This window comes from Chitinophaga eiseniae (assembly GCF_012641265.1).
Lineage (GTDB): Bacteria > Bacteroidota > Bacteroidia > Chitinophagales > Chitinophagaceae > Chitinophaga > Chitinophaga eiseniae_A.
Map to the genome: position 1 here is coordinate 16,987 of NZ_JABAHZ010000010.1, position 12,050 is coordinate 29,036.

Sequence of the window (12,050 nt, forward strand, 5' to 3'; positions counted from 1 at the left end):
CCCTTAACGCTCAAGGCGTCGCAAATGGAATAGAACTATATTGGTGAATTATTTTCTTTTGATTATAAATCCGCTATCATTCCGGATCAGCTTCAGATTATTAGGAAGCGTTAAATCAGTCAGGATCTTTTCCAGTGAGTCTGTTTTTTCAAATTTACCATCAAAATAAATCTCCATCACGTCTGAAGGATAATAGTAGATGGCTATTCCATAGTAATTACTCAGCTGATCCAATACTTGTGACATTGGTTGGTTGTTAAACTTATACCAGTCCGGTTTCGTATAACCTGTACCGTTGTTACCGGCTTTTACTAATACGTCTGTCCCCCTGGTATTGAAGTCGGATACAAAAGCTTTTCCTGTTTTGCGGTAGTACTTGAGTTCTTTCCCGGGAGTAAGGACAACATCGTTGATGATTTTCTTTTTGTTGATGGATCCTTGCACCATTACTTTCCCGTTGTTCAGTCTTACGCTGATCATATCTTCCCCGGGGATGGCTTTCACATGAAAAAAGGTGCCCAGGGCGGTGGTATATAATTCCCCGCTATATACTATGAAGGGATGTAATTTGTCGGCGGCTACTGTAAAGTCGGCTTCTCCTGTCAGGTAAATGTTCCTGTTTTCCCGGAATTCTTTGTCATATACCATGGAGGCTGCCGGCAACAGCTGTACTATAGAACCATCTGGTAATAGGATGGCCATGGCTTTTTGGCTGGTATTGGTGGTCAGCTGCTGTTGTTCGGAAGGGGTGTTTATAGTCAGTCCCGGGTTGACAGCAGCTATTTTTTGCTGGTTGCGGTGGAACAATAGCATGGTTCCGCCCACCAGCACGCCGGCTGTAACGGCGGCAATGGCCAGTCGTTTAGCCCATTTCTTCCGGTTATCACCCGATACCGTTTGTTGATGAATATTTTTCAGCCACTGTTGGGAAACGGTTTCCGGGAAATGACCTTCTTCCTGTAATTGCAGGAATTCGGCTTCCGGCAGGTATTTCTCGAGCATGTCAGGGTGTTCCTGCAGGTAATTGGCTACCATGCGGGCTTCTTCCGTTGTACACTGATTGCTGAAGAACCGTTTCAGTAATTCATCATTGATCATATTAAATAGGCTGATAGATAAGTAATACGTTTGTAAAGACTGAACTACGTAGTCTGATTCAAAAAAAAATTAAAACCGGCTGAGCCAGGCCAGGAGCGAGAGCAGGAACCCGAGATAATGTTTTATCTGCTTGATGGCCTGGAAAATATGTGTTTCCACCGTTCTGGACGACAAGGAAAGTTCGTGTGCGATCTGCTGATAGCTCATCCCTTTAAAACGACTCATTTCGAACACCTTACGACGCATCGGCGGCATTTTTTTCAATGCATTGGCCAGCTTCACCTGCAATTCCTTCTCCGCCAGCTTCCCCCAGAGATCATCTACCGGCAGGGTATATTTATCTATTACATGGATCACCTTTTCCTTGTAAACAGTTTCCTTGCGGAGGAAGTCGATCAGGGTGGTACGGGCAATACGGAACAGCTGTAACTGTATATTGAGGTCATCGGCGAGATTTTCCCGGTAGTTCCAGCATTTGATGAAAGTGAGCTGCGTCACCTCTTCAGCAATGAAGGATGACTTGGTTTTTTGGAGAATAAAATAGTAGACCCTTTTGTGCCAGGAATAATAGACTTCATTAAATACCAAAAGGTTACCTTGTTTCAAAGCAGCAATCGTATTCAAAACGTGGCAATTTACCACAGCAATTTAAATAAATAAATGTGGAAATTCCTAGAAATGGGTTAGCTATTAAAAAAGAACGGAAATGCATCCAGGTGCATTTCCGTTCTTTTTTAATAACTGCTTTTTATTTGGCCTAACGCTTATTTAGCCAGCAATTTCCTCAGCGTTTCCGCTGTTTCTGGCTGACTCGGACGGGTAGCGTCGTTGCTGAAAAGCTTGCCTTCCTTGTCAATGATCATGTAGTGAGGAACGCCACTGATGTTGAATGTTTTTGCTACTTTACTTTCTGTGCCTCCTGTCGACAACAGGTGTACGCCCTCGATTTTGTCTTCTGCAATGGCCTGTTTCCATTTATCCGCAGCATCATCGATGCTGATGTAAAGGAATACTACATCTTTGTTGCCTTCGAATTGTTTATGCAACCCCGGAGAACCGTTTTTCATTTCATAACGACAAGGGCTACACCAACTGGCCCAAAAGTCCATGTATACTACTTTTCCTTTGAAATCGGCCAGGGTAACGTCGTGTCCCTGCTGGTCCTTCAGCGTGAACACAGGCGGGACCTGTCCAATAGATATAGCAGACTTCTTGGCGTACAGTTCGAGAAGCGATTTCTTTGAACTTTCATCCTTGCAATACTGCTTCATGTATTCGTCCAGCAGACCTTTGTAATCGGATGCGGTGGAGGCGCCATCCAGCAATGTTTTGAGGATGCCTCCCATAGCGCGTGATCTGATAATTGGATTTTTATACGCCGTTTTTGATATTTCATACATTTGCTTATAACGGTCGGTAGTAGGAACTTTTACATCCAATTGATTTTTTCCCTTTTGACTTTTCAGGAACAGGTAGTAAGGATAGCCATGTACCAGCAGCCGCTCATAGTCAAAGGTACCGGTATCCATATTCAGGTCTTCATTCATGAGCTTATCACTTTCCCAATAACCATCGGGAATACTTTCCGGCATTTTTTTTCCGAGGTAGCCCTGCATAAACATCGGTGTCTGGTAAATGCCGCAGGTGTAACTGACGTAAGACATTGCGGTGAGGTATTTCTTCGTGGCAGCGCTTACCTGGCTACCCTTCACCTTCAGCAGCGCCTGATCCTGATCGTGATTGCTTCTCAGCATTTTAGTATAGTCGTTTGCGGTAGTATTTATGGAGAAGTTGAGATCCTTGAACCCCTGAACGGCGATTGATTGATATTCCTTGTACACCTGGTTATTCGCCGCTCCTTTTCCCTGGAACACGATGGTGGAGTCCTGGTGGTAGAGATCGTAGGAAACAACGAGGCTATCGCCAGGTTCTACGAATAGCTGTTGCCTGGTTTTATTGGGTTCCGCCCAAACCAGTACATCAAGCGCTTTTTTCAAATCAATAACGTATTTGAAGCGGCCATCAGACTCTGAATCAGCTTTTTGCTTAGCGCCTTCAACAAAGATCCCACTTGTAATGGTATCACCGGTGTGCCCTTTTACGTCAAGAATAATAACGGTTCTCTTCTGCGCCTGCGTAGTGATTGCTACTGTGCAAAGCAGGCATGCTAACCATGTTTTCATGTGTTGTTATTTAATGATTGGATTAAATTTTATCAGGGTATTTGTGGTAAATCAGGATTTTGTTGCGCGATATACAGCGGGATCCGGAATGTAAGCCGCTGTGACCGCAGGGTAAAGGTTTTCACCACTGCGCCACTCATATCATACAAGGTATGCGTGTAGTTAACCGTTGATTTGTATACCGGATCAACGCTCAGTCTTCTCATATCAAACCAGCGGTATCCCTGTAAAGGGAATTCCCTGATACGTTCGTCTAGAACAAATTTGGTGAGCGCAACCTGGTCGCCTGCTATGTTGGCTGGTATGCTGGCTTCTGCCACCGGCATTCGCATGCGCCGGAATGCTTCGAGGTCTGCCACCGCCCCGGGGAGATCATTCAGGCGGGATTTGCATTCTGCCTGTAGGAGGTAAACATCTGGTACGCTCACACCAACGTTGGTAGCGCCACCGCTTCCCCATACGGCCATCATGCCGTTAGGATACGGTTTGGTGAATTCGCCCAGCGGGTTACCGGTAAGGAACTGCCTTCTGTAATCACCGGTAGTGTATAGGGCTACCGTTGCCGGGGTTAGTACGATGAATGAACCGTAATAGGTATCCAGGTTGAGAATGCGTTTGAGGAACAGCACTTCCTGGTCAATGTTCAGGTTACCTCTTGCCGGGCCTGTATAAGGATTGACAGGTGTAAATGATCCACCGGGCGCCAGCTCTTTCTGGAAATCATATAAGCCTACCGGGATGCTGCTGTTGCTTATATGTGTTATGGCGGCATTTAGTTGTGGTAGTGCTTTATCGAATTGCCCCATGAATACATAAGTCTTTCCCAGCATGGCCTCGGCTGCTGCCCGGGTGCTCCTGGTGCGGTTGGTCAGCGTTACCGGCAAATCGGGTATGGCGAGCGTGAGATCGCTCACAATAAGATCATATATCTCTTTAACCGTTGCCCTGCTAAACTTTGTTTCGGTAACATCTGCTGTTAGTATTTTGGGTACGCCCGCATCTGTAGCGGCGGTGGCGGCATTGTACGGTTGTCCATAGTAATTGATCATCATGAAATAGCACCAGGCCCTGCTCACCAGCGCCTCTGCCAGGATGCTTTTTTTCTGTGTTTCGCTACCACCTGCCGAATTCGCTACTTCATTGATGATCTTATTGCATTGGTATACCCACCGCATCAGCAACGTCCATTCTGTTTGCTGATCTGATGCCAGCCATATATCATCTGCCCAATGAAAAGCATTCTGCTGGAAAGCGGCTGCGTTGCCCGAGAAGTAAGGCTCAACACACGCGGCCTCATCCCCGGACTCAATATGGGGATACAGTAATGTAAGCGTCATAGAATTCAGCAGCTGGTCGTAGTCGCTGGTATTTGTGGCCACCAGTTTCCCTTTGGGAACAACTTCCAGGAAATCCTTCCGGCAGGCCGGCAGTACCAATGTGGCCACCAGTGATAAAGCAAGCAATATTTTCTTATCCAGGTATATCATGATTTTTGTTTTAGAGGGTTAGATGAGCGCCAAAGGTGATAGTGCCCTGGTTAGCAGGGATGGTGCTGTAATATCCATACTTGGTGTCCTGGAACTCAGGATCAATGTGATACGGATTGGCTTTCCACAGCATCAGGTTGGAAACTATCAGGCGAAAGGATAATTGCTCAGCACCTATCTTTTTTATGATGCTATGCGGCATTTCATACGACAACATGATGTCCCTGATCTTTATATAAGAGGCATCTGTTACGTTAATATTACCATAGGTATAGTAGTCGGTATTTCTTCTTGTGGTGCTTGCGCTGCCCGTCACGAAGGATGGAATATTGGTATGGGCTTCATCTCCCGGTTTTTTCCAGCGATCGGCAAATTCAGCGGCGAGGTTGCCGGAGGTGAAATTCAGCGCACTAATAAAGCCGTAGCCGCTGTAAGTCCTGTTCACATTGCGCATCATGATATGCCCCATATTGTAAATGATGTTGATGTTCAACGTGAAAGATTTATAGTTGAAGATATTTGACAGGCCGCCACTCCAGGGTTGTTGGTAAACGCCCATGTATACTACATCTGCAGCTTTCACCCCATTCGGACTTTTGGTAGTGCTTTTATCGGCCAGTCGCACCAGCGGATCGCCGAGGGTATCCAGCCCTGCAAAGTTGTAGGCCCATAATGAATATCCTGAGTATCCCGGCAGGTAGGTAGGGGTGTTGATCACCTGGTAACCGGTTGTTTTAAGATCGCCGGTCGTTATTTTATCGATCACATTCTTGTTGTACGACAAGGTAAACATAGAAACCCAGCGGAAATCCTTGTGTAAAATATTCCCGGAGCTAAGTGTTAGCTCAACACCTTTGTTGGTTAGGTTACCGGCATTACCGTAAATAGTGGCGTAGCCGGTTAATGGATTTACGGGCATGCTGCCCAGCAGGTTGGACGTTTTCTTTTGGTATACATCCACCGCGCCGGTCAGGCGTCTTCCAAGCAGGGAGAAGTCCAGTCCCAGGTTGGTAGTACGGGTGCTTTCCCAGGTGAGGTTAGGATTTGCCACAGAAGAGATGTACATGGACGTCCCGCCTGGTGCATTGGGTGCATTGGTGCCGGATAATATATCATAGGAAGAGGCGCTGCCGGGAGTAGGAGAGATGCCTGTTATACCATAGGTGGCCCTCAATGCCAGGTAGTTCACGCCTTTTACATTTTCCATGAAAGGCTCGTTGCTGATATCCCATTTCACACCAGTGCTCCACACCGGTTTGCCCTGGGCGGCTTTATTTTTTCCAAACAGGTTACTCTTGTCATTACGCCAGGAGGCGTTGAGGGAGTAGCGGCGGTTATACGTATAGGCGGCATTGAGGTAATAGGAGGTGAAACGGGAAACAATTTCTGACTCTCCAAAAAACGTGCTGGCGTCCAATACGGAGCCAGTGGCGCTGGCGGGCATTACGGGGCTTTTAATCCCGGTACTGGCCAATGTCTTATAATCTACCAGTCCATAGGTCTGTAGGCGCTGGTCATAGCCATATACCCTACTGTTGTTGCCAACAGATTTTTGTTCCTGCGCCTCCTGGCCGGCCAACATAGTCAGCTGGTGTTGCTCATTTCTCCAGTTACGGTCGTATACCAGCTGGTTCCTGATGATCCAGTTGTCCTGGTTGTTGGTAGATACCTGGTACAGGCCGCCGCTGGTGGGCAGATAGTAGACCGGTATGGAAGTGGCATCCGGAGCTACTGTGAAGTTAACGATCTGCACCCGCTGTGCATAATTGGTATTATCATCGTAAGCAGTGGTGCGACTGCTCCCTTTCACATATCCGTACATGCCCTCAAAATGTAGCCCCTTGTACAATTGGATGGAAACGCCACTGTTAAGACGCGCGAGTAACCCATTGCTTTTCGTAGCACCGGTGTTCACATTATTGAGCGGGTTGTAATCCAGGTTGATCCGGCTTCTTGTTTCGAAGTCTGCCCGGGATTCATTGCTGAGATATCCCATGTAGGGCATCGACAGGTTATTGCCTGCTGCATCCCTGAATAGCTGGTATGGCAGGAAACGTGAATCAGGGGATATGGAACGGTGAGATGTTGTGAGCTGATTGGTGATATCTGCCAGGAAGGACACTTTCAGGTATTTGTTGAAATTAAACTCCTGGCGGGTATTCACTTTGTAAGTATTGTTACGGTTACCCGGCGTATTGTCGTTCGCGTTAGTATAGGCCAGTGAACCATAGAAGGTATATTTCTCTGTACCGCCGGATACGGATACGGTGTGATTCATCAGACTTGCCGGCCGGTACCAGATATCTTTTATCTGTTGCAGGTTGCTGATCTTAGAAAGGCTGTCCAGTTTGGCGTTTCCCTGCTCTGTAGTCAGTACGCCCCTGTACATGTCGTACAGAATTTGCCTGTCTGGTGAAAGGCCCACATGGGAGCTGGATGGGTTGTACCGGGTGGCAGTGGCATAAGTCTGCCCCACCGGATCGAATGTTTCACGGGAAGCCTGTATATATTGCGCGCTGTTGAGGGTGGGATAGTAGTCGATATCCGGCTTTCCCTGTAAGTTGATAAAACCATCATAATCTACTTTTATTCTTTGTCGGGCATATCCTTTCTTCGTGGTGATCACTATTACGCCATTTGAGGCCCTGGCTCCCCAGATAGAGGCCGCAGTGGCATCTTTCAGTACGCTGATATCCGCTACATCCTGTGGATTTACTGCACTGATATCACTGATGGGCATTCCGTCCACGATAATCAATGGATTCCTGTCGGCATTAACGGTAGTCAGTCCGCGTATCTGAAATGTGGTGGCGTTGGGGGTAGGAGAATTATTTACCACCAGGCCGGGCACCAGTCCTTCGATGCGTTGCAATACATTCATGCTGGTGCTTCGATTCTTTACAATACTCATCTCGGGATTGGCGAAAGCGCCGGCGCTTCGTTCCTTTGATATCTGCTGGTAGCCGGTATTCACGGTAACGCTCTGTAGCTGGCTGAGGCCATGGGCCAGGATAATCAGGGTCTGTCCCGCGGGTGTAGTGGATAACGACGAACTGTTGTCATCTGTTTTCCCGTTACCTGGTAATAAGGTGAGTGTACCATTGGCATTTACACGGGTAGAAATACCGGTGAAACCAACGCAGGAAATAATCAGTATGTCGTTCTCGTTCACGCTCAGTGTAAAAGTACCGTTAGGGTCTGTGACGGTGCCGTAGTTGGAGCCCTGGATGCGTATCGACACCCCTGGCAGCGGCGCGCCGCTTTGGTCGCGCACTATTCCCTTTACAGGTGGAATGGGTTGTGGAGGAGCAGGGAGCTGTTGTAGCAGTGATTTTCTCGACAGGATGATGGTATTACGCTCTACCCGGTAATTTAAAGGTTGGTCTTTGAGTACGAGTTGAAGGAAATCAGCCAGGGGTAATGCGTTGGCGCTAACGTTTACCGGTTTGGTTCCCCTGATATCGTCCTGGTTGTAAAAGACCACATAGCCCGTTTGCTGCTTGATGGAGGAAAAGATTTGCTTCAGCTCTACGTGCTTACCGTTGAGCGTGATGGTTTGTGAGAAGGAGGTAGCGTAAAGTGAGCAAAAGGCCATCGTCAGCAGGAAAAATGTCATCTTCATCATTAGCAGGATTTTGGTCGCGCCCGGGCTCCAGCCCCGGGATCGGGAGATACAAGGAAATTTTTTCATAAATTGCAATGGTTTGGTTGATGAAATTTGAAGCTGTCAGCATTGAATTTTTACAGCCGGAACTATATGCCGGAAGTGGGTCCAATCACTTCCGGTTTTTAATTACGGACTGTTTTGGGATGACTACAATGGATGGTTGGTTTTTGATATTTATATAGATTGATTTTTTTGATGCAATACATTCCCTGGCGGCATAAAGCCACTATTCCAATATCATAGCATAGCAAGGGGAATGGCCCCGTGTCAGGGCATAATGACCAGTCTTTTCCCTTGTTCCAGTCTGAAATGCACGTTGGCGTCTTGTAGTCCTCTTAGTACTTCAGACAATTGCAGGTTTCGGCTCATTTCTCCGCCAAAATGCAAATCGGGAATTCCTTTTTCGTACACTACTTCTATATCATACCATCGTTCCAGTTCTTTCATCACTTCTTGTAAGCTGGCGCCTTCAAAATTGAACAGGCCATTTTTCCAGGCAATGACTCTATCTGTATTTATTTGCCGGTTGATGTTAATGTCTCCGGATGCTGTAATGCTGGCTTGTTGCCCCGGTTGGAGCACGGTATTGTTTTGTCCGTGCCGTACCCGTACCGCTCCTTCCAGCAAGGTAGTGGCGCTGTGATGATCATCGGGATACGCTGTGATATTGAATTGTGTGCCTAATACCTCCACGCTGCTGCCATCGCTGACTTTCACGATAAAGGGTGCATTCATATCGGGCGCGATCTCGAAATAGGCTTCACCGCTGACTTCTACCATACGTTCTTTTTTATTGAAGGCCACGGGGTACTTCAAGGAGCTGGCTGCATTTATCCATACCGCTGTACCATCGGGCAATCTGAGCTGAAATTTCCCGCCGCGTGGTGTCCGTAAGATGTTGTAGGTGGTGGCATCCGTCGTATTACCGGAAGTATAGCTAAGTCTACCCGGAGATTGTTGTACGCGGGTATTACCCTGGCTGATCACCTGGTTACCGTTGCTATCCAGCGGTATTGTGGAGCCATCTGCCAGCGTTAGCGTGGCTTTGCTGCCGCCCGGAGCAATATCCGCATAAGTGGCTTTGGGCGGGGTGGCTGGGCGGTGCAGGAAGAAATACCCGGCCGTTGCCGCCATCAGCAAGGTAACAGCCGCAGCGGCCCAACGCCAGGAGCGGAGTGGCCGTACAATAGCTACCGGCTTGTCAACAGCCAGTACCTGGTTAATCATGGGCTGCAGCGTAGCGGGGGCTACTACATATGGCTGTTGACTGTAGGCGTCCATCCTGGCCACAATTTCTTCGGCAACCCGGGATGAGTCATCGTCCAGTAATGCCAGCAGCTCTGCTTCTTCCGCCCCGGTAAGCGACCGGGCGGCATATCCTTCCAGCAGGTATGTGAGTCGTGATGTGTCCATGTCTGCGTACTATAAACCGGGAAACAGGCAGAAGTCCCAATCCCGGGGAAAAAAAATTTCAGAACCGAAGTAATAACAGGATGCTGATAGCATAGCCGGCGGCAGCGAGATATTCCCGTACCTGTACCAGTGCCGCTGTCAGGGTATTTTTAACGGTTTTAGGAGAGATGCCCATGCGGGCGGCAATTTCGTCGATAGAAAGATGTTCCCGGCGGCTGAGATAAAATACCTGGCGCCGTTGTGGCGAAAGTGTGTCCATGGCCCGCGAAATGAGGTGGTTAATCTCTTTTATATCTAATACTGTGTTGTTGTCGGCTGGCTCCCCACGTTCTTCCAGCTGCACCAGTGCCAGTTTCCCCGACAGGCGGTTGCGAACATGATTCATGTATTCCCGCGTAGCTACCTTGAACAACCATGCCTTTACAAACGCCATGTCTGCGAGCTTATCACGGTGCAGCCAGGCCCGCAAAAAAGTCTGCTGTACTACTTCTTCGGCATCTTCCCGGGTGGGTAGGTGCTTCAAGATAAATGGAAAAATAAGCTGGTAGTAATGGTGATAAAAAGTGGCAAAGGCCCGTTCGTCGCCTTCCGCTATCCGCGAAAGCAATGCTGATTCACTATATTGAATTGGATTAGACAATCTCCTGGCTGTAGTATTTGGTTGATGGTCAAAATTATGAAATAGTTGTATCATTATGTATACCTGTTAACATGGTTATCCCTCCTGTTTAAAAAAAAAGCCACTTTTTTTTTGTCCGGCATAGGTATCTCATCTCCTTCAGTATACTTCTATTATCATGGACTTACCAATTCATATCATAGAGAAATATTTGCGTGGAGAAGCCAACGAAGAAGAAACCCGGCTGGTAAACGACTGGTTCTATTCATTCGATGCCAGTGTGGAACCTGCGGATGAAGCACTGGCGGCGTTGAGAGAGGAGATAGGGAAAAAGATACAACATCGCCTGAACCAAAGTATTGATCTGACTATCAAACGGCAGCAGGAACGACACACGAGGGTGTTGCAATTCGCTGCGGCAGCTGCTATCCTGTTGGGTGTTGGATGGTATTTCCTGGTGCAGCGGAGCCGGCAGGCACCATTGATCGCTAAAGTGGCAGAAAAGGGAAACGCAGTGGGCAACAGCAAAGCAACGCTTATCCTGGCCAATGGTAAGGCCATTGCGCTGGACAGCACGGCAGATGGACCTATTGACAGCAAGAATGGCATGCAGATCATCAAGCCGGAAGATGGAAAGGTGACCTATGTGCCTATCCAGCAATCTTCTCCCTCGTCCGCGGTGGTGTATAATACTATTATCACTCCCAAAAGTGGACAATACAGTGTTACCTTATCAGATGGCACAAAGGTGTGGCTCAATGCCGCATCATCGCTCCGGTACCCGGTACCGTTTAGCGGCAGCCTGCGGGAAGTGGAATTATCTGGTGAGGGATATTTTGAAGTCGCCACGGCGATGTCTGCAGAAGGCAGTAAAATTCCATTTATCGTATCCGTTCGCCATGCAGGTTTGCCCAACGACATGAAGGTAAAGGTGCTGGGCACCAAGTTTAACGTGATGGCCTATAGCGACGAAGGAACCATAGAAACCTCGTTGGTGGAAGGAAAGGTGGAAACGGCCTACTCTAGTAACAATGCTTTGCTATCGCCCGGGTTACAATCCACACTGGAGAAAACCACTTTAGGATTTAAAGTTTCCAGGGCCGACCTGCAACGGGCGCTCGCCTGGAAGAATGGAGAGTTCCGGTTTAGCCGGATGGATATTAAGGGTATCATGCGACAAGTAACGCGCTGGTATGATGTGTCGGTCGAATACCAGGGGAATGTAGATCATATTTACCTCTCGGGTGTCTTTTCCAGGCAGAACGACATCCGGCAAATGCTGGATATCCTGGAAGCCACCGGTACGGTGCATTTTCAACTAACAGGCAATAAAATTATCGTATCAACCAAATAAGCATATTCCCAAAATCGCTGCCCAATGAATAGTACATAAAATTCCACGAACACGCAGGTCCTAAAAAATAAATCCGGAAGTGCGGACACACTTCCGGATGGATACATTTGGGCCCTAAACCGTCTGTAATTAAATCGCTTTACAACCAATTTATCACCCAAACATTCTAAAGATAATGAATCTTATTCCCATTTGGGGCAGATTTAAATATCTGTGGCCCTTTCATGCC

8 protein-coding genes are annotated in these 12,050 nt (G+C 47.7%); 1 reads left to right on the top strand and 7 read right to left on the bottom strand.

The window, feature by feature from the left end; translation table 11 throughout:
- Positions 1-48 precede the first annotated feature (48 nt).
- From HGH91_RS27865 to HGH91_RS27895, 7 genes are all read right to left on the bottom strand, one after another.
- Entirely contained in the window at positions 49-1,098 is a 1,050-nt protein-coding gene (locus HGH91_RS27865) for a FecR family protein (RefSeq protein ID WP_168742534.1), read from the bottom strand.
- Positions 1,099-1,167: 69 nt separating this feature from the next.
- Positions 1,168-1,722 (bottom strand): sigma-70 family RNA polymerase sigma factor, encoded by a 555-nt coding sequence (locus HGH91_RS27870; protein ID WP_168742535.1) that lies wholly within the window; start codon positions 1,720-1,722, stop codon positions 1,168-1,170.
- A 140-nt stretch (positions 1,723-1,862) separates the two neighbouring features.
- Positions 1,863-3,281 carry a TlpA family protein disulfide reductase gene (locus HGH91_RS27875; RefSeq protein WP_168742536.1) on the bottom strand — a complete coding sequence of 473 codons (1,419 nt, stop codon included), beginning with the start codon at positions 3,279-3,281 and terminating at the stop codon, positions 1,863-1,865.
- Between the two features lie 32 nt (positions 3,282-3,313).
- Positions 3,314-4,768 (bottom strand): RagB/SusD family nutrient uptake outer membrane protein, encoded by a 1,455-nt coding sequence (locus HGH91_RS27880; protein WP_168742537.1) that lies wholly within the window; start codon positions 4,766-4,768, stop codon positions 3,314-3,316.
- A gap of 10 nt (positions 4,769-4,778) precedes the next feature.
- Positions 4,779-8,390 carry a SusC/RagA family TonB-linked outer membrane protein gene (locus HGH91_RS27885; RefSeq protein WP_211092458.1) on the bottom strand — a complete coding sequence of 1,204 codons (3,612 nt, stop codon included), beginning with the start codon at positions 8,388-8,390 and terminating at the stop codon, positions 4,779-4,781.
- Positions 8,391-8,702: 312 nt separating this feature from the next.
- Positions 8,703-9,848: a FecR family protein gene (locus HGH91_RS27890; protein WP_168742539.1), complete on the bottom strand. Its 1,146-nt coding sequence runs from the start codon at positions 9,846-9,848 to the stop codon at positions 8,703-8,705.
- A gap of 58 nt (positions 9,849-9,906) precedes the next feature.
- Entirely contained in the window at positions 9,907-10,542 is a 636-nt protein-coding gene (locus HGH91_RS27895; protein ID WP_168742540.1) for an RNA polymerase sigma factor, read from the bottom strand.
- 103 nt (positions 10,543-10,645) lie between these two features.
- Here HGH91_RS27895 and HGH91_RS27900 point away from each other — a divergent pair, with 103 nt between their 5' ends.
- A complete protein-coding gene (locus tag HGH91_RS27900) occupies positions 10,646-11,821 on the top strand; it encodes a FecR family protein (RefSeq protein WP_168742541.1) in 1,176 nt (391 codons plus the stop codon).
- Positions 11,822-12,050: the final 229 nt, after the last annotated feature.